Genomic DNA, 25,720 nt, shown 5'->3' on the forward strand with positions numbered 1-25,720 from the left:
AGCGGGGCGGGTGGGTCAGCCGCCGGCCGGGCGGCGGGCGGGGCCGTTGTCGATCAGCCGGAACGTGCTGGGCACCGGCCCGTCGGCGACCTCTTCCAGGATCATGCCGTCGGTCGGGGAGTGTTGGAGGTACGCGGACCTGTTGCTGATCGCGTACGCGCCCTTGCCGCTGGCGACGATGGTGAAGCGCTGCGCCGGGTTGTCGGCGTCGCAGACCGCGCCCTCGATTCTAAGTGGTTCGCCGTCACCGGGGTTGTCGACCTGCCAGCAGGCCGGTTCGTCGTTGGCGGGGTGGTTGTCGGCTGTGCCGTAGGCCTTGATCAGGTAGGTGTCGCCGCCCAGTGGCGTCGTCACGAACAGTTGCCGACCGCTGTCGTCGTCGACCTCGGTGAGTTGACCGTCGAGGGCGATGCCGCCCTCGGTGGCCTGCACGCGCACGATGGTGACCTCGCGCCTGCCGGCGAGCACCGGGTTTGTCGTGCCGCTCGGCCTGGACGGGGGCGCGGCGGACGCCGACGAGGGGGCTGTGGACGTCGACGGGGCCGATGACGGCGTCGTCGGCGTCGGTCCCGTGGGTGCGGAGGCCGTCGTCGGGGTGGCCGCCGGCGGCGGAAGCGGCCCGGCCGTCGGTCGGCCGATCGCCACCCCCACACCGAGCAGACCCACCACCGCGACACCTGCCGCCGCCGAGGCCACGTGGCGTCGCCTGCGGTGCGCGTCGCCGCGTTGTCGGACCACCGTGGCGTCGGCGAGACGGCCGCGACGGGCGCCCTCGTCGGCCAGTGACCGCAGACCGTCGTCGAGGTTCTGGTCGGGCATCAGGACTACCCCCCATCCATGACGTAGGGCTCGACGCTGGTGAGGTGATCGGCCAGGGCCCGACGGCCGCGTGCGAGCCAGGTCTTGACCGTGTTGGGGGACGCGCCGGTCTCGGTGGCGATCTCGGCGACGCTGAGACCGACGAGATGGTGCAGGACGATGACCCGTCGTTGGTCGGCGGAGATCTGGCGAAGGGCCTTCACCAGTGCCACATGGTCGGGGCTGATGGCGTCGACCTGCTCGGAGGTGGTGTCCCGGCGGTGGGCTCGTAGCCGGTTGGCCGCCTTGCGCCAGGCCGAAACGGCGATCCGGTACGCGACGCGGCGCACCCATGCCTCGGGGCTGTCGCACTCACGCACCCTGCTCCACCGATCCCACGCCCTGAGGTAGGCCTCCGCGACGGCGTCCTCTGCCTCGGCATGATTGCCGATCATCGCGTACACCTGACCCAGCACCCGCCGGGAGGACGCGGTGTAGAAGTCGTCGAACTCGTGGGCGTTACGCATGTGCCAGTGCACTCCCGCCCAGCCCGGACCGTATCCGGGTGGCTTACCCACCCGGCGCGCGGTCCCGGTGCTCGCTCACCCGTCGTCGACTGCCGTCGACGAGGATAGATGGCCCGGCACACGTGACCACGTGGGGGTGGAGCGCTGCCGTGCCCCGGGAGGGTGGCCGGGTCGCCGCCCTCCCGGGCCGTCCGGTCCGAAGATGATCAGCCGCCGGCCGGACGCCGGGCGGGGCCGTTGTCGACGAGCCGGAACGTGCTGAGGACCGGACCGTCGGCGACCTCCTCCAGGATCATCCCCTTGGTGCGGGAGTGTTGGAGGTACGCGGACCGGTTGCTGATGGCGTACGCGCCCCTGCCGCTGGCGGTGATGGTGAAGCGCTGCGCCGGGTTCTTGGCGTCGCAGACCGCGCCCTCGACCGTCAACGGCTCGGAGTTGCCCGGGTTGGTGGCCTGCCAGCAGGCCGGTTCGTCGTTGGCGGGGTGGTTGTCGGCCCTGCCGTAGGCCTTGATCAGGTAGGTGTCGCCGCCCAGTGGCGTCGGGACGAACAGTTGCCGTCCGCTGTCGTCGTCGACCTCGGTGAGTTCGCCGTCGAGGGCGATGCCGCCCTCGGTTGCCTGCACCCGCACGATCGTGACCTCCCGCTTGCCGGTGAGTACCGGGTTGGCCGGCCCGGAGGTCGCAGGCTTCGACGGCGGCGGGCTGGACGGCGACGCGCTGGATGGCGGAGGCGACGTCGCGGAGGCCGATGCGGAAGCGGAGGCCGATGCGGAAGCGGAGGTGGAGGGCCCGGCGGATGCTTCCGGGGCCGCGGTCGGATCGGACTGGCACGCCACCAGCGCGCTGCCGCCCGCCAGCAGCATCGCGCCGGCCGCCCACTTCGTAACCTTGAACATACCCAACTCCTGACCCGCTGCCCCGGCAGCCACAATGGACGGTGCGTCGGATTCCGATCGCCGACGCACCCCCCAACACGCGTGCGCCGCACCGCCGGTTTCACCGCCAACCGAAAATCTGGCGCGCCGGTTCAGCTGCGGGCGATCAGGTCGAGGATGTCGGTCAGCGCCTTCGGCTCGCTGAGCATCGGCCAGTGCCCGGTGGGCAGCTCGTGCAGCTCGCCGTCGGCCAGGCCGGTGAAGAACGGGTGCTCCTGCCGGATCATCTGCCGCACGACGCCGAGTGGGAAGGTGCTGGCGACAAGCGCGGTCGGCACCGGGCGCCCACCGGTGCGTCGGACCGGGTCGGTGGCGGCCCGCAGCGGGTGCGGGGTGGCCCGGCGACGCAGCAGGGCGAGCGCGGGCTCGTCCAGGCCGGCCAGGTTCGTCGGGTCGGCGGCCGGGTCCCAGGCCGGCGGCGGCAGCAGGTGCCCGGTGCCGATCGCGACGCGCAACCGCTGCTGCTCCTCCGGCGGCACCGTGTCGAACTGCGCAGTGCCGTCCGGCAACGGCCCGCTCTCCACGTAGACGACCCGGGCGATCCGGTCCGGGACGCGGTCCGCCGCCAGGGCGGCCGGCATCCCACCGCCGGAGTGCCCGACCAGCTGTACGTCGCGCAGGTCCTCGACCTCGATCAGCCGGACGATGTCAGTGGTGTGCGTGTCCAGGCTGACCTCCGGCCCGGCGAGGTGGTCGCGCTCGGCCACCCCGGTCAGTGTCATCGGGTACACCTCGTGCCCCTGCGACCGCAGCGCGACGGTCACGTCCCGCCACGCCCAGGCACCCAGCCAGAATCCCGGTACCAGCACGAATGTCGCCATCTGTCGCTCCTTCTCTCGGTTACCGACAGACCGTACGATCGAATCCGGACAGGATTCGCCCGGTTTGGAGGAGTGGCCCATGTCACATCCCGCCGGACGGGTGCTGGCCCTGCTCGAACTGCTGCAGACCCGGCACCTGTCGACTGCCGCCGACCTCGCCAGCCAGCTCGGCGTGGACGAGCGGACCGTGCGCCGGTACGCGGCCACGCTTGTCGAGCTCGGCATCCCCGTCACCGCCAACCGGGGCCGTTACGGCGGCTACCGGCTGCACTCCGGCTACAAACTGCCGCCGCTGATGCTCACCGACGACGAGGCGGTGGCCGTACTGCTCGGCCTCGTCGTCGCCGAACGGGTCGGGCTCGCCACCGAGCAGCCCGCCACCGCCACCGCGCTGGCGAAGATCCGCCGGGTGCTGCCGGTGGCGCTCGCCGACCGGCTCGCCGCCGTCCAGGAGCACCTCGGTTTCACCCTGCGTCGTCCGGAGCCGGAGCGCGGACCGGCGTCGGGCACCCTGCTCGCTCTGGCCTCGGCCACCCGGCACCGGCAGCGGGTGGCACTTGACTACCGCTCCTGGCGGGGCGAGCAGTCGCACCGCGAGCTGGACCCGTACGGGTTGGTCTTCCACGCCGGCCGGTGGTACGTCACCGGCCACGACCACCGGCGCGGCGAGGTCCGCACCTTCCGACTGGACCGGATCGGGGCGGTGACGCCAGGCGTGGCGACGTTCACAGTGCCCGACGACTTCGAGGCGGTGGCCTGGGTGACCCGGTCGCTGGCCGGGGTGCCGTACGCGCACGAGGTGCAGGTCGTGCTGGAGACCGACCTGGTCGCCGCCCGCCGCCGCATCCCGCCCAGCGTGGCCGAGTTGACCGCCACCACCGACGGCGTGCTGCTGCGGGCGCGGGCGGAGAGCCTGCCCGGGATGGCAGCGCTGCTCGCCGGGCTGGGCTGCCCGTTCACCGTCCGACATCCCGACGCGTTGCGCGCCGAGGTGGCCGAACACGCCCGTCGGCTGGCGGAGTGGGCCGCCCGGCCAGCCTGTGGACAGCCGCCCGCGCCGCGCCGTCCGCTGGACTAGGCTGCCGGCGATGGACGAGGTGACCCGGATTCCGGTCGGCGGCGAGCGGCCGTACGACGTGTTGGTGGGACGTGACCTGCTGGGCGCGCTGCCTGGCCTGCTGCCCGGCGCGACCCGGGCGGCGGTGCTGCACGCGCCTCCGCTCAAGGCCCTCGCGGACGCGCTCGGTGAGCGCCTGCGCGCCGCCGGCATCGAGCCACTGCCGATCGAGGTGCCCGACGCCGAGTCGGGCAAACACGTCGACGTGGCCTCCGCCTGCTGGGACCGGCTGGGAGCGGCGGGCTTCACCCGTACCGACGCGGTTGTCGGCGTGGGCGGCGGCGCGGTGACCGACCTGGCCGGCTTCGTCGCGGCCTGCTGGTTGCGGGGGGTGCGCTGGGTGCCGGTGGCGACCTCGCTGCTGGGCATGGTCGACGCCGCGGTGGGCGGCAAGACGGGCATCAACACCGCCGCCGGCAAGAACCTGGTGGGCGCGTTCCACCCGCCGGTCGGGGTGTTGGCCGACCTGGCCACGCTCGACAGCCTGCCCGCCGTCGATCTGGCGGCCGGCCTGGCCGAGGTCGTCAAGTGCGGTTTCATCGCCGACCCGACGATCCTGGATCTGATCGAGGGCGACCCGCAGGCCGCCACCGACCCCCGGGGGCCGGTGAGCCGCGAGCTGATCGAGCGGGCGATCCAGGTCAAGGCCGACGTGGTCGCCGACGACCTGCGCGAGTCGGGTCTGCGGGAGGTGCTCAACTACGGTCACACCCTGGCCCACGCCATCGAGCAGAACGAGGGTTACCGCTGGCGGCACGGCCACGCCGTCGCCGTCGGTCTGGTGTACGCGGCCACGCTGGCCCGGCTCGCCGGGCGACTGGACGCGCCGACCGCCGAACGGCACCGGGTCACGTTGAGCGCGTTGGGCCTGCCGGTGAGCTACCCGGCGGACGCCTGGCCGCGACTGCTGGCCGCGATGCGGGTGGACAAGAAGACCCGGGGCAGCCGGTTGCGCTTCGTGGTGCTCGACGGGCTGGCCCGCCCCGCGATGCTCGAGGGCCCGGACGACACGCTGCTGGCGGCCGCCTACGACGAGGTGACCAGGCCATGAAGGTCCACGTCCTGAACGGGCCGAACCTGGGGCGGCTGGGCACCCGCGAGCCCGACGTGTACGGCGCGACGAGCTACGCCGACCTGGTGGCGCTCTGCGAGAGCACCGGTCGGGAGCTGGGGCTGGACGTGACGGTCCGGCAGACCGACGCCGAGCACGAGCTGCTCGGTTGGCTGCACGCGGCGGCCGACGAGGGCGCCGCGGTGGTGCTCAACCCGGCCGCCTGGTCGCACTACTCGTACGCGGTGCGGGACGCCTGCGCCATGCTGCGGGGGCCGCTGGTGGAGGTGCACATCTCCAACATCCACACCCGTGAGGAGTTCCGGCACCACTCGGTGGTGTCGGCGGTGGCGACCGGGGTGATCTGCGGTTTGGGCATCGACGGGTATCGTCTCGCCCTGCACCATCTGGCCACCCACTGAACCCCCGCTCCGAGCGGGGACCGGGCGATTCGACGCAGCTAGTAGACTCGTAGGGTCTGTCCGCCAATTGATGATCAAGGCAGGAAATGGCCTCCACCAACGACCTCAAAAACGGCCTGGTACTCAACCTGGACGGCGAGCTCTGGGCCGTCGTCGAGTTCCAGCACGTCAAGCCCGGTAAGGGTGGTGCCTTCGTGCGCACCACGCTGAAGAACGTGCTGTCCGGGAAGGTGGTCGACAAGACCTTCAACGCGGGCACCAAGGTCGAAACCGCGACCGTTGACAAGCGCACGATGCAGTATCTGTACGCCGACGGCGAGGACTTCGTCTTCATGGATCTGGAGACCTTCGACCAGATCACCGTGCCCGGTGGCACCGTCGGTGAGGCAGCCAACTACCTGCTGCCCGAGGCGGAGGCGACCGTCGCCCAGCACGAGGGTGTGCCGCTCTACATCGAGCTGCCCACCAGCGTCGTGCTGGAGGTCACCTACACCGAGCCGGGCCTGCAGGGCGACCGTTCGACCGGCGGCACCAAGCCGGCGACCGTGGAGACCGGCGCCACAGTGCCGGTTCCGCTGTTCATCACCACCGGCGAGAAGATCAAGGTCGACACCCGCGACGGCCGTTACCTCGGCCGCGCCTGATGGCTGAGGGTTCCAAGCAGCAGATGCCGGCACGCCGCAAGGCGCGCAAGCGGGCGCTGGATGTCCTCTACGAGGCCGACCTTCGGGACAAGCCTCCGGTGGAGGTGCTCGCCGGCTACGTGCAGCGGATCGAGCAGCCCCGACCGGAGCACCTGGGCTACGCGGTGGGCCTGGTCGAGGGTGTCGCCGAGCACCTCAACCGGATCGACGAGCTGATCGCCAGCTACGCCGAGGGTTGGACGCTGGAGCGGATGCCCGTCGTCGACCGGAATCTGGCCCGGATCGCCGTCTACGAGTTGCTCTACGTCGACGAGATCGACGACGCGGTGGCGATCAGCGAGGCAGTGGAGTTGGCCCGGCAGATGTCGACAGACGATTCGCCGCGCTTCCTCAACGGGGTGCTCGGCCGGATCGCCGAGTACGCCACCCGCTGAGCGTCCGCACCGAACACCGCAATCCGAAAGGGCCCGTGCCGACTGGCACGGGCCCTTTCGGTGGAGCGGCAGATCAGGAGGCGAAGAACGCCCGGGGGTCGGCCACCAGCACGCCGTGCTCGGTGAGCCGCTCGATCAGACCCGACGGTGAGGCGTCGTAGACGATCGCGAGCGCACGCAGGTCGTCGGCGCGGATGGAGAGCACCCGGCCGTTGTAGTCGCCGCGCTGCTGCTGGATGGCGCGGGCGTAGCGGGCGACGTAGGCCAGGTCCTCGGAGGCCTCGTCGTAGAGCCGCTCCAGGTCCAGGACAATCTTGCTGGTGGGCTCGTGACGGACGCCACTGCCGTCAGGCAGCAACTCCGAGACGGGTACGCGGTAGAACTCGGCCAACTCGGCCAGACGGGACACCGTCACGGCCCGGTCGCCTCGCTCGTACGAGCCGACCACCACGGCCTTCCACCGCCCGTTCGACTTCTCCTCCACCCCCTGCAGGGAAAGACCCTGCTGCTGGCGGATGGAGCGCAGGCGGGCGCCCAGAGACTTGGCGTATTCAGAGGGCATTCGGACACTCCCAGTGCTGCTCGGGGTTCTCCCGTCGATCGCTACGGAGCGTGACGGTACGGGGAATGCGACACGTGGTCAAGTGGTCGTGTCCCTACCGTTGGGGAGCGTCCGGGAAGTTATCCCCTTTTCCGGTGCCTGACCCGGTGGTCAGCGGCCGCCGTCCATCACCCCGGTGACCACTGGTAACGTGGCGGAAGCCCCGGCCCAGGTCCGCTGCGCGGTCCGGCCGGAGGTGCCCGACATCCTTTAACGACCCGTCCCGTGAGGCGGGGAAGGAGGTCCGCCGTGGCATACCCACCGGCTGCCCGTTCGTCACCACCGCGACAACCCTCGGTGAAGGTGATCCTCGCCAGCGCCGACGTGCAACGCGTGGTCGACCGCATCGCCCACCAGATCCTGGAGAAGACCCAGGGCGCCGCCGACACCGTGCTGTTGGGGATTCCCACCCGGGGCACCCCCCTCGCCCGGCGGCTCGCCGACCGGATCAGCACCTTCGAGGACGTCGCCGTCGGAGTCGGTGTGCTCGACATCACCCTGTACCGCGACGACCTCCGTCGGCACGCCACCCGCGCGGTGGGTCCGACCGAGTTGCCGTCCGGCGGGATCGACGGCAAACGGGTCATCCTCGTCGACGACGTCCTCTTCTCCGGCCGTACCGTCCGGGCCGCGCTCGACGCGCTCAACGACGTGGGCCGCCCGGCGTCGGTGCAACTCGCCGTGCTGGTCGACAGGGGTCACCGGGAGCTACCGATCCGCGCCGACTACGTCGGCAAGAACATCCCTACCGCACTCGCGGAGAGCGTCAAGGTGACGCTCGCCGAGATCGACGGGGCGGACGAGGTCAAGCTCTACGGGGGTCCCCACCAGTGATCAAGCATCTGCTTTCCGGCGGGGACCTGGACGCCGACACCGCCACCGAGATCCTGGACACCGCCGCCGAGATGGCCACCGTCGCCGGCCGGGAGATCAAGAAGCTTCCCGCCCTGCGCGGCCGGACCGTGGTCAACCTCTTCTACGAGGACTCCACGCGTACCCGGATCTCCTTCGAGGCGGCGGCGAAGCGGCTCAGCGCCGACGTGATCAACTTTTCCGCGAAGGGGTCGAGCGTCACCAAGGGTGAGAGCCTGAAGGACACCGCGTTGACCCTGCAGGCCATGGGCGCGGACGCGGTGGTCGTCCGACACCCCGCCTCCGGCGCGCCGCACCGCCTGGCCAACTGGGTGGACGGGTCGGTGGTCAACGCCGGTGACGGCACCCACGAGCACCCCACCCAGGCGCTGCTGGACGCGTACACCATGAGGGCCCGGCTGGGCCGGCTCGCCGGCCTGTCGGTCGCTGTGGTCGGGGACGTGCTGCACTCCCGGGTGGCCCGTTCCAACGTGCTGCTGCTGTCCACCCTCGGCGCGAAGGTCACCCTGGTCGGCCCGCCGACCCTCATTCCGGTCGACATCGCGGGCGCCCTCGCCCCCGGCACCGACGTGTCCTACGACCTCGACTCCGTCCTGCCGAACGTGGACGTGGTGATGATGCTGCGCGTGCAGCGGGAGCGGATGAACGATTCCTACTTCCCCTCCGCACGCGAGTACGCCCGCCGCTACGGGCTGGACGGGCCGCGGATGCGCCGGCTGCCCGAGCACGCGATCGTCATGCACCCCGGCCCGATGAACCGGGGGATGGAGATCACCCCCGAGGTCGCCGACTCACCCCGCTCCACCATCGTCGAACAGGTCACCAACGGGGTCTCCGTGCGGATGGCTGTCCTGTACCTGCTGCTCGGAGGGAACAACCGGTGACCGCGTACCTGATCACCAGCGTGAGTGTCGTCGGCGGCGCGCCGACCGACCTGCTGATCCGCGACGGCGTGATCGCCGCTGTCGGGCCCGGCCTGACCGCGCCGGACGCCACAGTCGTCGACGGCACCGGCCTGGTCGCCCTGCCCGGCCTCGTCGACCTGCACACCCACCTGCGCGAGCCCGGCCGGGAGGACGCCGAGACCGTCGAGTCCGGTTCCCGGGCGGCGGCACTCGGCGGTTACACGGCGGTCTGCGCGATGGCCAACACCTCCCCGGTGGCGGACACCGCCGGTGTGGTCGAGCAGGTCTGGCGGCTCGGGCGGGAGGCCAACCTGGTCGACGTGCAGCCGATCGGCGCGGTCACCGTCGGGCTGGCCGGCGAGCGGCTGGCCGAGCTGGGCGCGATGGCCGACTCGGCGGCCCGGGTGCGGATCTTCTCCGACGACGGGCACTGCGTCGCCGACCCGAAGCTGATGCGCCGGGCCCTGGAGTACGTCAAGGCGTTCGACGGGATCATCGCCCAGCACGCCGAGGAGCCCCGGCTCACCGAGGGCGCCCAGATGCACGAGGGCGAGGTCTCCACCCGGCTCGGCCTGATCGGCTGGCCGGCGGTCGCCGAGGAGGCGATCATCGCCCGGGACGTGCTGCTCGCCGAGCACGTCGGCAGCCGACTGCACGTCTGCCACGTCTCCACCGCCGGCAGCGTCGAGGTGCTGCGCCAGGCAAAGGCCCGCGGGGTACGGGTGACCGCCGAGGTGACCCCGCACCACCTGCTGCTCACCGACGAGGCCGTGAGCGGGAGGAGTGAGCTTGCGAGCCCCGGACTCGCGAACAGCTGGAGTCCAGCGGAGAGCTACGACCCGGTCTTCAAGGTGAACCCGCCGCTGCGTACCGCCTCGGACGTCACCGCGTTGCGCGCGGCCCTCGCCGACGGGGTGATCGACGTGATCGCCACCGACCACGCCCCGCACGCCGTGGAGGACAAGGAGTGCGAGTGGGCGTACGCCCGACCGGGGATGCTCGGTCTGGAAACGGCCCTCTCGATCGCGTTGGACGTGCTCGGCCCCGAGTGGGATCTGATCGCCGAGCGGATGTCCCGTACTCCGGCACGGATCGCCGGCCTCACCGGGCACGGCGTCGACCCCGCGCCTGGGGTGCCGGCCAACCTGACACTGATCGACCCGGCCGCCCACCGCGTCATCGAACCGGCGGAGCTGGCCAGCCGCAGTCGCAACACCCCGTACGCCCGCATGACGCTGCCGGGTCGCATCGTGGCGACCTTCCTGCGCGGCGAGCCGACGGTCCTGGACGGAAAGGCCATCAAATGAGTAAGCGCAGACCCGCAATCCTGGTGCTGGAGGACGGGCGCACGTTCCCCGGCGAGGCGTACGGCAGCGTCGGCGAAACCTTCGGCGAGGCGGTCTTCAACACCGGCATGACCGGTTACCAGGAGACCCTGACCGACCCGTCGTACCACCGTCAGGTGGTGGTGCAGACCGCCCCGCACATCGGCAACACCGGCGTCAACGGCGAGGACGACGAGTCCGGTCGGATCTGGGTGGCCGGCTACGTCGTGCGCGACCCGGCCCGGATCGGGTCGAACTGGCGGGCCACCGGTGGTCTCGAGGACCGCCTCGCCACCGAGGGCGTGGTGGGCATCAGCGGGGTGGACACCCGGGCGCTGACCCGGCACCTGCGCGAGCGGGGCGCCATGCGGGTGGGTATCTCCAGCATCGATCTCGACCCGCAGAGCCTGCTGACCCGGGTCCGCGAGGCGCCGCAGATGGTCGGCGCGGACCTGTCCGCCGAGGTGAGCACCCCCGAGCCGTACGTCGTCGAGGCAGTGGGCGCGCACCGGTTCACGGTGGCCGCCCTGGACCTGGGCATCAAGCGCAACGTGCCGCGACGGCTGGCCACCCGCGGGGTGACCACCCACGTGCTGCCGGCGTCGTCGAGCATCGACCAGCTGCTCGCCACCGGCGCCGACGCGATCTTCCTGTCGCCCGGCCCGGGCGACCCGGCCACCGCCGACGCTCCGGTGGCGCTGGCCCGGGAGGCGCTGCGGCGGGAGGTGCCGCTGTTCGGCATCTGCTTCGGCAGCCAGATCCTCGGTCGGGCGCTCGGCTTCGGCACCTACAAGCTGGGCTACGGGCACCGGGGGATCAACCAGCCGGTGCTCGACCGGGTCACCGGCAAGGTCGAGGTGACCAGTCACAACCATGGCTTCGCTGTCGAGGTGCCGGGTGTGGGCGTCGGCGCGGTCGTCCCCGACCAGGTGATCGACACCGACTTCGGCGGCGCTCAGGTGTCGCACGTCTGCCTCAATGACAACGTGGTCGAGGGGCTGCGGGCGATCGACGTGCCCGCGTTCACCGTCCAGTACCACCCGGAGGCGGCGGCCGGCCCGCACGACGCGGACTACCTCTTCGACCGATTCGCCGACTTGATCGAAGGCCGGACCCACAGCAGGGGGCGTAGCAATGCCTAAGCGGACCGATCTCAAGCACATCCTCGTGATCGGCTCCGGACCGATCGTCATCGGGCAGGCCTGCGAGTTCGACTACTCCGGCACCCAGGCGTGCCGGGTGCTGCGCAGCGAGGGGATCCGGGTCAGCCTGGTCAACTCCAACCCGGCGACGATCATGACGGACCCGGAGTTCGCCGACGCGACCTATGTCGAGCCGATCACCCCGGAGTTCGTGGAACTGGTCATCGCCAAGGAGCGCCCGGACGCGATCCTCGCCACCCTCGGCGGGCAGACCGCGCTGAACACGGCGGTCGCCCTGCACGAGGCCGGTGTCCTGGAGAAGTACGGCGTGGAGCTGATCGGCGCGAACATCGACGCCATCAACCGCGGCGAGGACCGGCAGTTGTTCAAGGAGATCGTCGCGAAGGCCGGCGTACGGCTGGGCATCGACGACCCGACCGGTCTGGTGCCCCGCTCACGGGTCTGCCACTCGATGGACGAGGTCGAGGCGACTGTCGCCGAGCTGGGCCTGCCGGTGGTGATCCGGCCGTCGTTCACCATGGGTGGCCTGGGTTCCGGCATGGCGCACACCCCGGAGGACCTGGCCCGCATCGCCGGTGACGGCCTGTCCGCCAGCCCGGTGCACGAGGTGCTCATCGAGGAGAGCGTGCTCGGCTGGAAGGAGTACGAGCTCGAGCTGATGCGCGACCGGCACGACAACGTGGTGGTGGTCTGCTCGATCGAGAACATCGACCCGATGGGCGTGCACACCGGCGACAGCGTGACAGTGGCCCCGGCCATGACGCTCACCGACCGGGAGTACCAGCACCTGCGTGACCTGGGCATCGCCGTGCTGCGCGAGGTCGGGGTGGACACCGGCGGCTGCAACATCCAGTTCGCTGTCAACCCGGTCGACGGCCGGATCGTCGTGATCGAGATGAACCCCCGGGTGTCGCGGTCCTCGGCGCTGGCCTCCAAGGCGACCGGCTTCCCGATCGCGAAGATCGCCGCCAAGCTGGCCATCGGCTACACACTCGACGAGATCCCCAACGACATCACCCTGAAGACCCCGGCGGCGTTCGAGCCGACCCTCGACTACGTGGTGGTGAAGATTCCCCGGTTCGCGTTCGAGAAGTTCCCCGGCGCGGACCCGGAGCTGACCACCACGATGAAGTCGGTGGGCGAGGCCATGAGCCTCGGGCGCAACTTCACCGAGGCGCTGAACAAGGCGATGCGCTCGATGGAGACCAAGTCATCCGGTTTCTGGAGCGTCCCGGACCCGGAGGGCGTCACCCTCGCGGACACTCTCGCCGCGCTGCGCATCCCGCACGACGGCCGGTTGTACACGGTGGAGCGGGCGCTGCGCCTCGGCGCGTCGATCGCCGAGGTCGCCGAGGCGTCCGGCGGGATCGACCCGTGGTTCCTGGACCAGATCGCCGCGCTGATCGAGCTGCGCGACGAGATCGTCGACGCGCCGGTGCTCGACGTCGACCTGCTGCGCCGTGCCAAGCGGGCCGGTCTGTCCGACCGGCAGCTCGCCGCACTGCGCCCGGAGCTGGCCGCCGAGGACGGAGTACGAACCCTGCGGCACCGCCTCGACGTGCGGCCGGTCTACAAGACGGTGGACACCTGCGCCGCCGAGTTCGAGGCGACCACGCCGTACCACTATTCGACGTACGACCTGGAGACTGAGGTCGTGCCGTCGGACCGGCCGAAGGTGCTGATCCTGGGCTCCGGCCCGAACCGGATCGGGCAGGGCATCGAGTTCGACTATTCCTGCGTGCACGCGGTGCAGGCGCTGCGGACCGCCGGTTACGAGACCGTCATGGTCAACTGCAACCCGGAGACCGTCTCCACCGACTACGACACCGCCGACCGGCTCTACTTCGAGCCGCTGACCTTCGAGGACGTTCTGGAGGTCTGGCACGCTGAGGACTCGTCCGGTCGGGCGGCCGGCGGGCCGGGCGTGGTCGGCGTGGTCGTCCAGCTCGGTGGTCAGACCCCGCTGGGTCTGGCGCAGCGGCTCAAGAACGCCGGTGTGCCGATCGTCGGCACCTCCCCGGAGTCGATCCACCTGGCCGAGGAGCGGGGCGCGTTCGGCGCGGTGCTGGCGCGCGCCGGGCTGCGCGCGCCGGCGCACGGCATGGCCACGTCGTACGACGAGGCCAAGACGATCGCCGACGAGATCGGCTATCCGGTCCTGGTCCGGCCGTCGTACGTGCTGGGCGGACGGGGCATGGAGATCGTCTACGACGACCCGACGCTTCGCGACTACATCGGCCGGGCCACCGACATCTCTCCGGACCACCCGGTGCTCGTGGACCGGTTCCTCGACGACGCCATCGAGATCGACGTGGACGCGCTGTGCGACGCCGACGGCGAGGTCTACATCGGCGGCGTGATGGAGCACATCGAGGAGGCCGGCATCCACTCCGGCGACTCGTCCTGCGCGCTCCCGCCGATCACCCTGGCGGGCTCGCACCTGGTCGAGGTGCGTCGTTACACCGAGGCCATCGCCCGGGGTGTCGGCGTCCGCGGCCTGCTCAACGTGCAGTACGCCCTCAAGGACGACGTGCTCTACGTGCTGGAGGCCAACCCGCGGGCGTCGCGGACCGTCCCGTTCGTCTCCAAGGCCACGGCGGTGCCGCTGGCCAAGGCGGCGGCTCGGATCGCCCTCGGGGCGAGCATCGTCGAGCTGCGCGCCGAGGGCCTGTTGCCGGCGACGGGGGACGGCGGCACGATGCCCGCCGACGCGCCGGTAGCGGTCAAGGAGGCGGTGCTGCCGTTCAAGCGTTTCCGGACCCGCGCGGGTAAGGGGATCGACTCGCTGCTCGGGCCGGAGATGAAGTCGACGGGCGAGGTGATGGGCATCGACACCAACTTCGGCCATGCCTTCGCCAAGAGTCAGTCGGCCGCGTACGGGTCGCTGCCGACCGCTGGGAAGATCTTCGTCTCGGTGGCCAACCGGGACAAGCGCGGCATGATCTTCCCGATCAAGCGGTTGGCCGACCTGGGGTTCGAGATCGTCGCCACCGCCGGCACGGCGGAGGTGCTGCGCCGGCACGGCATCGCCTGTGAGCAGATCCGCAAGCACTACCAGGCCGGTGCGGGCGACGACGCGGTGTCGCTGATCGGCGGCGGCCACGTGGCGCTGGTGATCAACACGCCGCAGGGCTCCGGAGCCAGCGCCCGGTCCGACGGTTACGAGATCCGCAGCGCGGCCGTGACCGCGGACATCCCCTGCATCACCACGGTCCCCGGCGCCGCCGCCGCGGTGATGGGCATCGAGGCCCGGATCCGCGGCGACATGCAGGTCCGCCCGCTGCAGGATCTGCACGCCACCCTGCGGGCGGCCCAGTGACAGTGTTCGAGCAGGCGGTACGGCCGTTGTTGTTCCGGCTCGGGGGAGGGGACGCCGAGGCGGCCCACGAGTGGACGCTGCGGCGGTTGTCCGCCCTGTCGCGGCGGCCGACGGCGCTCGCCGCGCTGCGGGCCCGGTACGCGGTCGACGCGCCGCGCACGGTGTTCGGGGTGCGGTTCCCCAACCCGGTCGGGTTGGCCGCCGGCATGGACAAGGACGGTGCGGCGCTTCCGGCCTGGCCGGCGCTCGGCTTCGGTTTCGTGGAGGTCGGCACTGTCACCGCGCACGCCCAGCCGGGCAACCCCCGGCCGCGGCTGTTCCGGCTGCCGGCAAGCGAGGCGGTGGTGAACCGGATGGGCTTCAACAACGCCGGGGCCGCCGCGTTGGCCGCCCGGCTGGCGGCGTTGCCGCGTCCGCTCGGGGTGCCGCTGGGCATCTCACTGGGCAAGTCCAAGGTGACCCCGCTGGACGAGGCGGTCGAGGACTACCTCGCCTCGTACCGGGCGCTGAGCGGGCACGGCGACTACTTCGCTGTGAACGTGTCCTCACCGAACACCCCGGGTCTGCGGTCGTTGCAGGATCGCGCCCACCTGGACGCGCTGCTCGGTGCGCTGGTGGGGGACAAGCCGGTGTTGGTCAAGATCGCACCGGACCTGACCGAGGCGGCGATCGCCGAACTGCTGGAGGTCTGCCTGGCCCGGGGCGCCGCCGGGGTGATCGCCACCAACACCACGTTGTCCCGGGACGGGCTCGCCGACGGTGACGTCGAGCGTGGTGCGCAGGCAGGTGGCCTCTCCGGTCGGCCGCTCACCGGGCGGGCCCGCGACGTGGTCGCGTTCGTGCACCGGGAGACCGGCGGCCGGCTGCCGATCGTCGGCGTCGGCGGGGTACTGGACCCGGACGACGCGGCGCGGATGTTCGACGCCGGCGCCGCTTTGGTGCAGCTCTACACCGGCTTCATCTACCGGGGTCCGGCCCTGGTCCGGGCCGCCGTCCGCGCGACCGCCGGGTCCGCGCTCCCGTCGGCGGTACCGGACCCCGTCGCGGACCGTTGACCGTTCCCAGCCCGGCGCTGGCTCGACACGACCAGGCCCGGAGTCCGCTCCGGGCCAAGGGGCGCACGCCTGTTGTTGCCCCTTTGCTCTGCACCCGCGGATGCACCACCACCAGCGCGACGCCCGACCAACGGGTGTCGCATCCGCGGGTGCAGAGCAAAGGCCGGCGAGGTGCAAGTGAGGGCGGGCCGGACGCCGTGGCGGGCCTTGCAGCCGTGGCGGGCCTTGCAGCCGTGGCGGGCCGGAGGGCCGTTGCGGGCCGGACGCCGGAGGTGGGCCAGCAGACCGCGGTGAGCCAGACCGCGGCGAAGAAGCCAGCGGCGGGGCGGTTCGGCCCGAGCGCAGCACGTCGGCGGTCGGGACCGTTCAAGGCATGAAGGAGTACGTGTGACACCCGAGGAGATCCTGGCCGCTGACCGTGCCCACGTCTGGCATCCGTACGCCGCGCTGCCGCCGGCCAACCCGCCGTACGTCGTGCGCGGCGCCGAGGGCGTACGCCTCAGCCTGGCCGACGGCCGGGAGTTGGTGGACGGGATGTCGTCCTGGTGGGCGGCGATCCACGGGTACCGGCACCCGGTGCTGGACGCGGCCGTGACCGATCAGCTCGGTCGGATGAGCCACGTGATGTTCGGTGGGCTCACCCACGAGCCTGCCGTGCACCTCGCCCGAACACTTGTCGAGCTGACCCCGGACGGCCTGGAGCACGTGTTCCTGGCCGACTCCGGTTCGGTGAGCGTCGAGGTGGCGGTGAAGATGTGCCTGCAGTACCAGCGGGCCGTCGGGCGGCCCCGGCGGCACCGGCTGGCGACGTGGCGGGGCGGCTACCACGGCGACACGTTCCACCCGATGAGCGTCTGTGACCCGGAGGGCGGGATGCACCACCTCTGGGGCGACGTGCTGCCCCGGCAGGTGTTCGCACCGGTGCCGCCGGGTGGCTTCACCGACCCGCCCGACGACGCGTACGTGGCGGCGCTGGTGGAGACGGTCGAGCGGCACGCCGACGAACTGGCCGCCGTGATCGTCGAGCCCGTCGTCCAGGGCGCGGGCGGGATGCGTTTCCACCACCCGGGTTACCTGCGGGTGCTGCGCGAGGTGACCCGGGCGCACGGGATTCTGCTGATCTTCGACGAGATCGCGACCGGGTTCGGCCGTACCGGCGAGATGTTCGCCGCCGGGCACGCCGGGGTGACGCCGGACGTGCTGTGCGTGGGCAAGGCGCTGACCGGCGGGTACCTGACCCTCGCGGCGACACTGTGCACCCCGGAGGTCGCCCGGGGCATCTCGGCGAGCGGCGTGCTGGCACACGGGCCCACGTTCATGGGCAACCCGTTGGCGTGCGCCGTGGCGAACGCCTCGATCGGGTTGCTGCGGGCCGGGGACTGGGCCGGGCAGGTCGCCAGGGTCGGCGCCGGCCTGCGCGCCGGCCTGGAACCCCTGCGCGGCGCGCCCGGCGTGGCCGACGTGCGGGTGCTCGGGGCGATAGGCGTGGTCCAGCTCGATCACGATGTCGACCTCGGCGCGGCGACCGCGGCGGCCGTCGACCAGGGGGTGTGGCTGCGCCCGTTCCGCGACCTGATCTACACGATGCCGCCGTACGTCACCGACGACGTCGACCTGGCCCGTATCGCGACCGGGGTGGCGGCGGCGGTGGCGGCCGGCTGAGTCGGTCCGGTTGCCGGGTCGACTGGTTACCCGGGCGGGGCAGCCGCCCGGACGAGAAGAGGAGAACACTCCGATGGACAGCTTCGGTACCCGACTGCACCGGGCGATCACCGAGCGGGGCCCACTGTGTGTGGGCATCGACCCGCATCCCGGTCTGCTGGCCCGGTGGGGCCTCCCGGACGACGTTCAGGGGCTCGACCGGTTCAGCCGAACCGTCGTGGAAGCCCTCGGTGACCGGGTTGCGGTAGTCAAGCCTCAGTCGGCCTTTTTCGAGCGGTTCGGGTCCCGAGGTGTGGCGATTTTAGAGTCAACTATCCGACAGTTACGGGATGCCGGTTCGCTCGTTCTGCTCGACGTCAAGCGCGGCGACATCGGCTCGACGGTCAGCGCGTACGCCTCCGCGTACCTCGATCCATCCAGCCCCGTGTATGTCGACGCGGTCACCGCGAGCCCCTACCTCGGGGTCGGTTCGCTGGCGCCGATGTTCGAGCTGGCCGCCGAGCACGGCGGCGGAGTGTTCGTACTGGCCCTCACCTCCAACCCCGAGGGCGCGGCGGTGCAGCGGGCCGTCACCGCCGACGGCCGCAGCGTCGCGCAAACCGTGATCGACGAGATTTCCCAGCTCAACCGGGGTGCGAGCCCGCTGGGGAGCTTCGGTCTGGTGGTCGGCGCGACCATCGGTGACACCGGTCACGACCTCTCCGGGGTGGGGGGCCCACTGCTCGCCCCGGGCCTCGGCGCGCAGGGTGCCGGCGCTGCCGATCTGCGTACCGTCTTCGGTTCGAGCCTCGCCTCGGTGCTCCCGTCGTACTCCCGGGAAGTGCTCTCGGCGGGCCCGGACGTGGCCGCGCTGCGGGCCGCCGCGGATCGCGTCCTTGTCGACTGCCGGGCCGTCCTGCCTGCCCGGTGACTGACTGACGGGTCGGTCACTCTACGGTGATCATGCGGCCCCCACGTTGCCGAAAGCGTCGTTGGCCGCTAGTTTTCCCCGCGCTGGGAACCATGGACCCCTTGGTTCACAGCGACACCACGTTTCACAGATGCGGCGGTGCGCCCCGCCCGCCGCGATAGGGACCTGAGGAGAACTGGTGCCGCTCCCGTCACTGACCCCCGAACAACGCGCTGCCGCGCTCGAGAAGGCCGCGGAGATCCGCAAGGCCCGTGCTCAGCTGAAGGAGCAGCTCAAGCAGGGCAAGACCACCCTCGGTGCTGTCCTCGAGCGGGCCGAGAGCGACGACGTCGTCGGCAAGCTCAAGGTGTCGGCTGTCCTGCAGGCCATGCCGGGCATCGGCAAGATCCGGGCTACCCAGATCATGGAGAAGCTCAAGATCGCCGACAGCCGTCGCCTGCGTGGCCTCGGCGAGCAGCAGCGCAAGGCACTGCTTGGAGAGTTCGCCGCCAACTGAACCTGGCAGCGTGTAGAAACAAGCAGTGAGCACGGATGACGAGGCGCGCCCGGCGGCTCGGCTCACTGTCCTGGCTGGACCTTCGGGTTCCGGCAGGGAGAGTGTCGTCGAGCTAGTCCGGGCGCGTTCTCCGTCCGTGTGGATCCCGGTCGCGGCAACCACGAGGCCGCGCCGGGAGTCGGAGATCGACGGGGTGGACCGTGTCTTCCTCGCCCCCGCCGAGTTCGACCGTCGGATCGTCGACGGCGAGCTGCTGGAGTGGTCCCGGATCGGGCCGCACCGCTGGGGGACCCCGTACCCGCCGCTGCGCTCCCGGCTCGCCGCCGGGCAGGCGGTGCTGCTCCCGCTCGATCTACGCGGCGTCCCCCCGGTCCGCGCGCGTCTTCCCGATGCCCGGCTGGTGCTGCTGATCCCACCGGGGTACGCCCCCGACGCCGGGGTGGCCGCCACCGTCGAGCACACGCTGACGCACGACCACACCGACCGGGTGGTCGACGAGCTGGTAGGCTTACTCGGTTCTTCTTATCCGGATCCGACCTGGTCACGTGCGCGTGGCTGACGGTCGGCCGCCGTTGAGACTCAGCACCGCGTCCGCGCGGCTCGAAAGACGCAGAGGTTAATTCGTGGGATCCATCGCCAACCCCGAAGGCATCACCAACCCGCCGATCGACGAGCTCCTCGAGAAGACGACGTCGAAGTACGCGCTGGTCATCTTCGCCGCCAAGCGCGCGCGCCAGGTGAACGCCTACTACAGCCAGCTCGGTGAGGGTCTGCTCGAGTACGTCGGCCCGCTCGTCGAGACCACCCCGCAGGAGAAGCCCCTCTCGATCGCCATGCGCGAGATCAACTCGGGCCTGCTCACCGCCGAGCCGACCGACCAGCCGTAAGCCCTCGCTGGCCGATGTCCGCCTCGATCGTCCTCGGGGTCGGTGGCGGCATCGCCGCCTACAAGGCGTGCGAGCTGCTGCGACTCTTCACCGAATCCGGTCACCGGGTCCGGGTCGTGCCCACCGCGTCGGCGCTTCGCTTCGTTGGAGCGCCGACCTGGGCCGCGCTCTCCGGTCAACCGGTCGCCGACGACGTCTGGACCGACGTCCACGAGGTGCCGCACGTCCGGCTCGGTAAGCAGGCCGACCTGGTGGTGGTCGCACCGACCACCACCGACCTGCTCGCCAAGGCCGCGCACGGTCTCGCCGACGACCTGCTGACCAACACCCTGCTGACCGCTCGCTGCCCGGTCCTGCTGGCCCCGGCCATGCACACCGAGATGTGGGAGCACCCCGCCACCGTGGCCAACGTCGCCACGCTGCGTTCCCGGGGTGTCCGGGTCATCGAGCCGGCCGTCGGCCGGCTCACCGGCGCCGACACCGGCAAGGGTCGGCTGCCCGACCCGGCGGAGATCTTCGCCGTCGCGCGTCGGCTCCTGACCCGCGGTGGGTCCGCCCCCGCCGACCTGGCCGGCCGCCGGGTGGTCGTCACCGCCGGTGGCACCCGTGAACCTCTGGACCCGGTCCGATTCCTGGGCAACCGCTCGTCGGGCAAACAGGGGTACGCGTTCGCCCGCGCGGCGGTCGCCCGGGGCGCCCGGGTCACACTGATCGCGGCGAACGTCGGCCTCGCCGACCCGGCCGGCGTCGACCTGATCCGGGTGGGCACCACAGCCGAGCTGCGGGAGGCGACGGTCAAGGCCGCCGTCGAGGCCGACGCGGTGGTGATGGCGGCGGCTCCGGCCGATTTCCGGCCCGCGACGTACGCGCCTGGCAAAATCAAGAAATCGGACGACGGCGTCGCGCCCACCATCGAGCTGGTCACGAACCCGGACATCGCGGCAGAGCTCGGCCAGCGCAAACGATCAGAGCAGGTGCTTGTGGTGTTCGCCGCCGAAACCGGCGATGCCGAGGCCAACGGCCGGGCGAAACTCGCCCGGAAGCGGGCCGACCTGATCGTGGTCAACAAGGTCGGCCCGGACCTGGTCTTCGGCGCCGACACCAACACGGTGACGGTCATCGGCGCTGACGGTTCGGTCAGCCGATTGCCCGAACAGGCCAAGGAAGATGTGGCCGACGCCGTCTGGGATCTCGTCGTGGCGCGGCTCCCCGGCCGTTCCTGACGGGTGGAACAGTGCTTGACCGATCCCGACACCTGCCGCAGTGGTGATTAGACTGCCGCGGAACGACCTCACACGCTTAGGAGTGCCGTGACACGCCGTCTCTTCACGTCCGAATCGGTCACGGAAGGCCACCCGGACAAGATCGCCGACCAGATCAGCGATGGCATCCTCGATGCGCTGCTGACCGAGGACCCCCACAGCCGGGTGGCAGTGGAAACCTTGATCACCACCGGTCAGGTGCACATCGCCGGCGAGGTGACCACCAAGGCGTACGCCGACATCCCGACGATCGTCCGCCGGACCATCCTCGACATCGGCTACGACTCGTCGAAGAAGGGCTTCGACGGCGCCTCCTGCGGAGTCAGCGTCTCCATCGGCGCCCAGTCCGAGGACATCGCGCAGGGTGTGGACAACGCCTTCGAGCTGCGGACCGGCGCGTCGGAGAGCGCGCTCGACGCGCAGGGCGCCGGCGACCAGGGCATGATGTTCGGCTTCGCGTGCTCGGAGACGCCCGAGCTGATGCCGCTGCCGATCGCGCTCGCCCACCGGCTGGCCCGCCGCCTCTCGGCGGTCCGCAAGGACGGCACGATCCCGTACCTGCGGCCGGACGGCAAGACCCAGGTCACCATCGAGTACGAGGGGCTGCGCCCGGTCCGGCTGAACACGGTGGTCGTGTCCAGCCAGCACGCTGCCGACATCTCACTGGACTCGCTGCTCACCCCCGACGTGCGCGACCACGTGATCGCCCCGGAGCTGGAGAGCCTCGGCCTCGACACCGACGGCTACCGGCTGCTGGTCAACCCGACCGGTCGGTTCGAGATCGGCGGCCCGATGGGTGACGCCGGCCTGACCGGCCGCAAGATCATCGTCGACACCTACGGCGGGTACGCCCGTCACGGTGGCGGCGCGTTCTCCGGCAAGGACCCGTCCAAGGTGGACCGCTCGGCCGCGTACGCGATGCGTTGGGTGGCCAAGAACGTGGTCGCCGCCGGCCTGGCCGAGCGGTGCGAGGCGCAGGTCGCCTACGCCATCGGCAAGGCGCACCCGGTGAGCCTCTTCATCGAGACGTTCGGCACCGAGACCGTTCCCGTGTCCTCGATCGAGAAGGCCGTCTCCGAGGTGTTCGATCTGCGCCCGGCCGCGATCATCCGGGACCTCAACCTGCTCCGCCCGATCTACCAGCAGACCGCCGCGTACGGCCACTTCGGCCGGGAGCTGCCGGACCTGACCTGGGAGAGCACCGACCGGGCCGCCGACCTCAAGTCGGCCGCAGGAGCCTGACCGTCACCAAGCGTAGCGACCGGCGACCCGCGGACGGGTCGCCGGTCGCGCGCGTCTGTGTGGACGTCGGGTTGGCGCACCTGGACCGGCCGTTCGACTACCTGGTGCCGGCGGAGCTGGACGAGGTGGCGGTGCCCGGCACCCGGGTGAAGGTGCGCTTCGCCGGGCAACTCGTCGACGGGTGGCTGCTGTCGCGCGCCGACGACTCCGGGCACACCGGCCGCCTCGCGTACCTGGAGAAGGTGGTCTCGCCGGAGCCGGTGCTGGCCCCCGAGATCGTCCGGCTGGCCCGGGCGGTCGCCGACAGGTACGCCGGCAGCCTCGCCGACGTGCTCCGGCTCGCCGTGCCGCCCCGGCACGCGCGGATGGAGAAGGAACCCCGCGACGACCAGCCTGCCCCGGAGACCCCCACCGCAGCGGTCGACCCGCGCGGGTGGCACGACTATCCGACCGGCCCGGCCCTGTTGCGGGCGCTCGTCGACGGCCGGGCACCCCGCGCGGTCTGGTCGGCGCTGCCCGGTGAGGACTGGGCGGCCCGGTACGCCGACGCGGTGGCGGCCACCGTCGCCGGTGGGCGCGGCGCTGTGGTCGTGGTGCCCGACGCGCGTGACCTCGACCGCCTCGACGCCGCGCTCACCGCCGTGCTCGGCCCGGGTCGGCACGTCAGTCTCGCCGCCGCGCTCGGCCCGGCTCGGCGTTACCGGGCCTTCCTCGCCGCTCGGCGTGGGCTGGTGCCGGTGGTGATCGGCACCCGGGCGGCGATGTTCGCCCCGGTGGCCCGGCTCGGCCTCGTCGCCATCTGGGACGACGGTGACGACCTGCACTCCGAGCCCCGGGCCCCCTACCCGCACGCCCGCGACGTGCTGCTCACCCGCGCCCACCTCGCCGAGGCCGGCGCGCTGGTCGGCGGGTACGCCCGGACGGCCGAGGCGCAGCTGCTGGTGGAAACCGGCTGGGCCCCGGAGGTGGTCGCCGACCGGGGCACCGTCCGCGCGCGCATCCCGGCCATCGCGCCGACCGGGGACGATCCGCAACTGGCCCGGGACCCCGGGGCCGCCACCGCCCGGCTGCCCAGCCTGGCCTGGACGGCGGCCCGCGACGCGCTCCGGCAGGACCTGCCGGTGCTGGTGCAGGTGCCCCGGCGCGGCTACCTGCCGTCGATCTCCTGCGCCGAGTGCCGCACCCCGGCCCGGTGCGCGCACTGCGCGGGTCCCCTCGCGCTGCCCTCGGCCGGCGGCATACCGGCCTGCCGGTGGTGCGCGCGGGTGGCGGCCGCGTACGCCTGCCCGGAGTGTGGGGGGCGGCGGCTGCGGGCCGCGGTGACAGGTGCCCGGCGGACCGCCGAGGAGCTGGGCAGGGCGTTCCCCGGCGTCACGGTGCGGACCTCCGGGCGCGAGGAGGTGCTCACCGACGTGCCGGGCGGTGCCGCCCTGGTGGTGGCCACCCCGGGCGCCGAGCCGGTCGCCGAGGGCGGCTACGGCGCGGTGCTGCTGTTGGACTCGTGGGCCCTGTTGACCCGGGCCGACCTGCGCGCCGGCGAGGAGGCACTGCGCCGCTGGCTGGCGGCGGCGGCGTTGGCCCGGCCGGCGCCGGACGGTCGGGTGGTGGTGGTCGCCGACGGCGCGCTCGCCCCGGTGCAGGCGCTGCTGCGCTGGGACGCCGGGTGGTTCGCCGGTCGGGAGCTGGCCGAGCGCCGTGAGCTGGGTTTCCCACCGGCCGTGCGGATGGCGAGCGTCACCGGGGCGGCCGAGGCGGTGGCGGACCTGCTGGCGGCGGCCCGCCTGCCGGACGACGCCGAGGTGCTCGGGCCGGTGCCGGCCGAGGAGGGCCGGGAGCGGATGCTGGTCCGGGTGCCCCGGGCCCGGGCGGCAGCTCTCGCCGAGGCGTTGCACTCGGCCGCCGGCGCTCGGGCCGCCCGCAAGGCCGCCGATCCGGTTCGTCTCCAGGTCGATCCGCTGAGCCTGTTCTGAGTCGTTTCGGCCGGTGCCGAGCGTGGCGGACGTCGCCGGCCGGGGTGCCCCCTCGCACACCGCGTCCGGCGGAACGGTGGCGTCCGAGTGGTAGCATCGCCCGTCATGCTGTGGCGTACGACGGGCTCCAGGTCGCGACGGAGCGTCAGCCGCGCCGAGCTGGGGTCGCCGCGGGATGGCGCGACGATGGCGGGAGCGCGTTCGTCGGGCGCGAGGTCGATGAATTCAATGAGCCGGTGATCAGGGGTGGACCAGTCGTGACCGTTGGACAATCGATCGTCTTCAACGGCGACCTCGGCAGCGGCAAGAGCACCGTGTCGGTCGAGATCGCCAAGCGGCTCGCCATGCGCCGGGTGAGCGTGGGGGACCTCTACCGGGAGATGGCGCAGCAGCGGCAGATGACCGCGTTGCAGCTCAACCTGCACGCCGAGCTCGACCAGGCCGTCGACGGGTACGTCGACCAGCTTCAGCGCAACATCGCCGCCTCCGGTGAGCGCCTCATCATGGACTCCCGGTTGGCCTGGCACTTCTTCACCGACGCGCTCAAGGTGCACATGATCACCGAGCCGGGTGAGGCGGCCCGTCGCGTGCTCGCCCGCCCGTCCGGCCCGGCGGAGAGCTACGCCTCCCTGGAGGAGGCCAAGGCCAAGCTCCGGGAGCGCAGCGCGAGCGAGCGAAGCCGGTTCATCATCAGGTACGGGGTGGACAAGGCCCGCCTGCGCAACTACGACCTGATCTGCGACACCACCCGGGCGTCCGCCGCCGAGGTGATCGAGCACATCGTGGCCGCGTACGAGGGCACGCTCGGCGCCGAGGTGCTGCGCGACGCGCCGCCGCTGCTGCTCCTGGACCCGGCCCGGGTCTACCCGACCGAGGACATCGCCACCCTGCGGGGTCTGTGGGACACCGACTTCGTCGGTGACGTCGCCGAGGGCGGCGACGAGACCCTCGAACCGCTGAAGATCGGCTTCACCGGGGAGTACTTCTTCGTCGTCGACGGTCACCGCCGTCTCAGCGCCGCCCTGCAGAACGGGTTCTCCCTGGTTCCCGCCCAGTTGGTCGCCGAGGTCGACGAGCCGGTCGTGGGTGGGATGACCGCGATCGACTACTTCGCGGCCCAGGTGCGCCCCGGGCTGATCTACGACTGGGAGGCGGCACACAAGATCCACCTGCCGCTGCCCGAGCCGGCGCTGCTCCGTGGTGACGCGGTGCTCGCCGGGGACCCGGGCGCCAGCGTCTGAACCCGGCGTGAGGCCGGGCCGACGCGCGGGGTACGCGCACCGGCCCGGCCACCGAGTAGC

General features: G+C 71.8%; 26 protein-coding genes. 21 read left to right on the forward strand and 5 right to left on the reverse strand.

The features are described from left to right. Nucleotides 1-15 precede the first annotated feature (15 nt). The 3 genes from ABZ406_RS24050 to ABZ406_RS24060 all read right to left on the reverse strand — a co-directional run bounded on the left by ABZ406_RS24050 (nucleotide 16) and on the right by ABZ406_RS24060 (nucleotide 1,948). The gene (locus ABZ406_RS24050; RefSeq protein WP_357765694.1) at nucleotides 16-819 is read right to left on the reverse strand and encodes a hypothetical protein; all 804 of its coding nucleotides are present in this window, start codon (nucleotides 817-819) and stop codon (nucleotides 16-18) included. Between the two features lie 5 nt (nucleotides 820-824). Then, nucleotides 825-1,325 carry a sigma-70 family RNA polymerase sigma factor gene (locus ABZ406_RS24055; RefSeq protein WP_357765697.1) on the reverse strand — a complete coding sequence of 167 codons (501 nt, stop codon included), beginning with the start codon at nucleotides 1,323-1,325 and terminating at the stop codon, nucleotides 825-827. A 206-nt stretch (nucleotides 1,326-1,531) separates the two neighbouring features. Next, nucleotides 1,532-1,948, reverse strand: a complete 417-nt coding sequence (locus tag ABZ406_RS24060) for a hypothetical protein (RefSeq protein WP_357765700.1) — start codon at nucleotides 1,946-1,948, stop codon at nucleotides 1,532-1,534. A gap of 10 nt (nucleotides 1,949-1,958) precedes the next feature. Between ABZ406_RS24060 and ABZ406_RS24065 the strand changes: the two genes are divergently transcribed. Continuing rightward, complete coding sequence (locus tag ABZ406_RS24065) at nucleotides 1,959-2,234, forward strand: hypothetical protein (RefSeq protein WP_357765703.1); 276 nt, start codon at nucleotides 1,959-1,961, stop codon at nucleotides 2,232-2,234. Between the two features lie 118 nt (nucleotides 2,235-2,352). Here the strand turns inward: ABZ406_RS24065 and ABZ406_RS24070 are convergent, their stop codons facing one another. Beyond that, nucleotides 2,353-3,081 (reverse strand): alpha/beta hydrolase, encoded by a 729-nt coding sequence (locus ABZ406_RS24070; protein WP_357765706.1) that lies wholly within the window; start codon nucleotides 3,079-3,081, stop codon nucleotides 2,353-2,355. A 79-nt stretch (nucleotides 3,082-3,160) separates the two neighbouring features. Here ABZ406_RS24070 and ABZ406_RS24075 point away from each other — a divergent pair, with 79 nt between their 5' ends. The 5 genes from ABZ406_RS24075 to nusB all read left to right on the forward strand — a co-directional run bounded on the left by ABZ406_RS24075 (nucleotide 3,161) and on the right by nusB (nucleotide 6,749). Beyond that, nucleotides 3,161-4,159 (forward strand): YafY family protein, encoded by a 999-nt coding sequence (locus ABZ406_RS24075; protein WP_357765709.1) that lies wholly within the window; start codon nucleotides 3,161-3,163, stop codon nucleotides 4,157-4,159. Nucleotides 4,160-4,169: 10 nt separating this feature from the next. Beyond that, nucleotides 4,170-5,249: a 3-dehydroquinate synthase gene (aroB, locus tag ABZ406_RS24080; protein ID WP_357765712.1), complete on the forward strand. Its 1,080-nt coding sequence runs from the start codon at nucleotides 4,170-4,172 to the stop codon at nucleotides 5,247-5,249. Beyond that, nucleotides 5,246-5,671 carry a type II 3-dehydroquinate dehydratase gene (aroQ, locus tag ABZ406_RS24085; RefSeq protein WP_357765714.1) on the forward strand — a complete coding sequence of 142 codons (426 nt, stop codon included), beginning with the start codon at nucleotides 5,246-5,248 and terminating at the stop codon, nucleotides 5,669-5,671. The genes aroB and aroQ overlap by 4 nt, the downstream gene beginning before the upstream one ends. An 86-nt stretch (nucleotides 5,672-5,757) precedes the next feature. After that, nucleotides 5,758-6,315, forward strand: coding sequence for an elongation factor P (gene efp, locus ABZ406_RS24090; protein WP_007458344.1), 558 nt, complete (start codon nucleotides 5,758-5,760; stop codon nucleotides 6,313-6,315). 23 nt (nucleotides 6,316-6,338) lie between these two features. After that, the gene (gene nusB, locus ABZ406_RS24095; protein WP_184188983.1) at nucleotides 6,339-6,749 is read left to right on the forward strand and encodes a transcription antitermination factor NusB; all 411 of its coding nucleotides are present in this window, start codon (nucleotides 6,339-6,341) and stop codon (nucleotides 6,747-6,749) included. Between the two features lie 73 nt (nucleotides 6,750-6,822). On the opposite strand, the gene ABZ406_RS24100 is transcribed toward nusB, so the two are convergent. After that, nucleotides 6,823-7,311 carry a transcriptional regulator gene (locus ABZ406_RS24100; protein ID WP_007458348.1) on the reverse strand — a complete coding sequence of 163 codons (489 nt, stop codon included), beginning with the start codon at nucleotides 7,309-7,311 and terminating at the stop codon, nucleotides 6,823-6,825. Nucleotides 7,312-7,599: 288 nt separating this feature from the next. Here ABZ406_RS24100 and pyrR point away from each other — a divergent pair, with 288 nt between their 5' ends. The 15 genes from pyrR to ABZ406_RS24175 all read left to right on the forward strand — a co-directional run bounded on the left by pyrR (nucleotide 7,600) and on the right by ABZ406_RS24175 (nucleotide 25,660). Then, a complete protein-coding gene (gene pyrR / locus ABZ406_RS24105; RefSeq protein ID WP_357765717.1) occupies nucleotides 7,600-8,184 on the forward strand; it encodes a bifunctional pyr operon transcriptional regulator/uracil phosphoribosyltransferase PyrR in 585 nt (194 codons plus the stop codon). Next, nucleotides 8,181-9,107 (forward strand): aspartate carbamoyltransferase catalytic subunit, encoded by a 927-nt coding sequence (locus tag ABZ406_RS24110; RefSeq protein ID WP_030335650.1) that lies wholly within the window; start codon nucleotides 8,181-8,183, stop codon nucleotides 9,105-9,107. The genes pyrR and ABZ406_RS24110 overlap by 4 nt, the downstream gene beginning before the upstream one ends. Continuing rightward, nucleotides 9,104-10,435: a dihydroorotase gene (locus ABZ406_RS24115; RefSeq protein WP_357765720.1), complete on the forward strand. Its 1,332-nt coding sequence runs from the start codon at nucleotides 9,104-9,106 to the stop codon at nucleotides 10,433-10,435. The genes ABZ406_RS24110 and ABZ406_RS24115 overlap by 4 nt, the downstream gene beginning before the upstream one ends. Continuing rightward, nucleotides 10,432-11,595 carry a glutamine-hydrolyzing carbamoyl-phosphate synthase small subunit gene (gene carA, locus ABZ406_RS24120; protein WP_357765722.1) on the forward strand — a complete coding sequence of 388 codons (1,164 nt, stop codon included), beginning with the start codon at nucleotides 10,432-10,434 and terminating at the stop codon, nucleotides 11,593-11,595. Before ABZ406_RS24115 ends, carA begins: the two co-directional genes overlap by 4 nt. Then, on the forward strand, nucleotides 11,588-14,935 hold the full coding sequence (gene carB / locus ABZ406_RS24125) for a carbamoyl-phosphate synthase large subunit (protein WP_357765725.1): 3,348 nt from the start codon (nucleotides 11,588-11,590) through the stop codon (nucleotides 14,933-14,935). The genes carA and carB overlap by 8 nt, the downstream gene beginning before the upstream one ends. Further along, the gene (locus tag ABZ406_RS24130) at nucleotides 14,932-15,990 is read left to right on the forward strand and encodes a quinone-dependent dihydroorotate dehydrogenase (protein WP_357765728.1); all 1,059 of its coding nucleotides are present in this window, start codon (nucleotides 14,932-14,934) and stop codon (nucleotides 15,988-15,990) included. Before carB ends, ABZ406_RS24130 begins: the two co-directional genes overlap by 4 nt. A gap of 387 nt (nucleotides 15,991-16,377) precedes the next feature. Next, nucleotides 16,378-17,652 carry an adenosylmethionine--8-amino-7-oxononanoate transaminase gene (locus tag ABZ406_RS24135; RefSeq protein WP_357765731.1) on the forward strand — a complete coding sequence of 425 codons (1,275 nt, stop codon included), beginning with the start codon at nucleotides 16,378-16,380 and terminating at the stop codon, nucleotides 17,650-17,652. A gap of 73 nt (nucleotides 17,653-17,725) precedes the next feature. Continuing rightward, a complete protein-coding gene (gene pyrF, locus ABZ406_RS24140) occupies nucleotides 17,726-18,562 on the forward strand; it encodes an orotidine-5'-phosphate decarboxylase (RefSeq protein WP_357765734.1) in 837 nt (278 codons plus the stop codon). Nucleotides 18,563-18,740: 178 nt separating this feature from the next. Beyond that, on the forward strand, nucleotides 18,741-19,058 hold the full coding sequence (mihF, locus tag ABZ406_RS24145; RefSeq protein ID WP_030335662.1) for an integration host factor, actinobacterial type: 318 nt from the start codon (nucleotides 18,741-18,743) through the stop codon (nucleotides 19,056-19,058). Between the two features lie 25 nt (nucleotides 19,059-19,083). Next, nucleotides 19,084-19,617: a guanylate kinase gene (locus tag ABZ406_RS24150; RefSeq protein WP_357765737.1), complete on the forward strand. Its 534-nt coding sequence runs from the start codon at nucleotides 19,084-19,086 to the stop codon at nucleotides 19,615-19,617. A gap of 64 nt (nucleotides 19,618-19,681) precedes the next feature. After that, the gene (rpoZ, locus tag ABZ406_RS24155; RefSeq protein WP_030335666.1) at nucleotides 19,682-19,945 is read left to right on the forward strand and encodes a DNA-directed RNA polymerase subunit omega; all 264 of its coding nucleotides are present in this window, start codon (nucleotides 19,682-19,684) and stop codon (nucleotides 19,943-19,945) included. Between the two features lie 14 nt (nucleotides 19,946-19,959). Further along, nucleotides 19,960-21,168 carry a bifunctional phosphopantothenoylcysteine decarboxylase/phosphopantothenate--cysteine ligase CoaBC gene (gene coaBC / locus ABZ406_RS24160; RefSeq protein WP_357765740.1) on the forward strand — a complete coding sequence of 403 codons (1,209 nt, stop codon included), beginning with the start codon at nucleotides 19,960-19,962 and terminating at the stop codon, nucleotides 21,166-21,168. An 87-nt stretch (nucleotides 21,169-21,255) separates the two neighbouring features. Then, nucleotides 21,256-22,449, forward strand: coding sequence for a methionine adenosyltransferase (gene metK / locus ABZ406_RS24165; protein WP_357765743.1), 1,194 nt, complete (start codon nucleotides 21,256-21,258; stop codon nucleotides 22,447-22,449). Further along, the gene (locus ABZ406_RS24170) at nucleotides 22,446-24,419 is read left to right on the forward strand and encodes a primosomal protein N' (protein WP_357765876.1); all 1,974 of its coding nucleotides are present in this window, start codon (nucleotides 22,446-22,448) and stop codon (nucleotides 24,417-24,419) included. Before metK ends, ABZ406_RS24170 begins: the two co-directional genes overlap by 4 nt. Nucleotides 24,420-24,676: 257 nt before the next feature. Then, on the forward strand, nucleotides 24,677-25,660 hold the full coding sequence (locus ABZ406_RS24175; RefSeq protein WP_357765745.1) for an AAA family ATPase: 984 nt from the start codon (nucleotides 24,677-24,679) through the stop codon (nucleotides 25,658-25,660). The last annotated feature ends 60 nt before the right edge of the window (nucleotides 25,661-25,720 follow it).

The sequence above is a fragment of the Micromonospora sp. NPDC005710 genome (assembly GCF_040630995.1).
Taxonomy (GTDB): Bacteria; Actinomycetota; Actinomycetes; order Mycobacteriales; family Micromonosporaceae; genus Micromonospora.

Bases quoted from the DNA above. Each gene is read 5' to 3' on its own strand.
- carB (WP_357765725.1), top strand. From the start codon at position 11,588: ATGCCTAAGCGGACCGATCTCAAGCACATCCTCGTGATCGGCTCCGGA.
- aroQ (WP_357765714.1), top strand. From the start codon at position 5,246: ATGAAGGTCCACGTCCTGAACGGGCCGAACCTGGGGCGGCTGGGCACC.
- ABZ406_RS24070 (WP_357765706.1), bottom strand. From the start codon at position 3,081: ATGGCGACATTCGTGCTGGTACCGGGATTCTGGCTGGGTGCCTGGGCG.
- aroB (WP_357765712.1), top strand. From the start codon at position 4,170: ATGGACGAGGTGACCCGGATTCCGGTCGGCGGCGAGCGGCCGTACGAC.
- carA (WP_357765722.1), top strand. From the start codon at position 10,432: ATGAGTAAGCGCAGACCCGCAATCCTGGTGCTGGAGGACGGGCGCACG.
- coaBC (WP_357765740.1), top strand. From the start codon at position 19,960: ATGTCCGCCTCGATCGTCCTCGGGGTCGGTGGCGGCATCGCCGCCTAC.
- ABZ406_RS24100 (WP_007458348.1), bottom strand. From the start codon at position 7,311: ATGCCCTCTGAATACGCCAAGTCTCTGGGCGCCCGCCTGCGCTCCATC.
- ABZ406_RS24055 (WP_357765697.1), bottom strand. From the start codon at position 1,325: ATGCGTAACGCCCACGAGTTCGACGACTTCTACACCGCGTCCTCCCGG.
- efp (WP_007458344.1), top strand. From the start codon at position 5,758: ATGGCCTCCACCAACGACCTCAAAAACGGCCTGGTACTCAACCTGGAC.
- ABZ406_RS24050 (WP_357765694.1), bottom strand. From the start codon at position 819: ATGCCCGACCAGAACCTCGACGACGGTCTGCGGTCACTGGCCGACGAG.
- nusB (WP_184188983.1), top strand. From the start codon at position 6,339: ATGCCGGCACGCCGCAAGGCGCGCAAGCGGGCGCTGGATGTCCTCTAC.
- ABZ406_RS24075 (WP_357765709.1), top strand. From the start codon at position 3,161: ATGTCACATCCCGCCGGACGGGTGCTGGCCCTGCTCGAACTGCTGCAG.
- pyrF (WP_357765734.1), top strand. From the start codon at position 17,726: ATGGACAGCTTCGGTACCCGACTGCACCGGGCGATCACCGAGCGGGGC.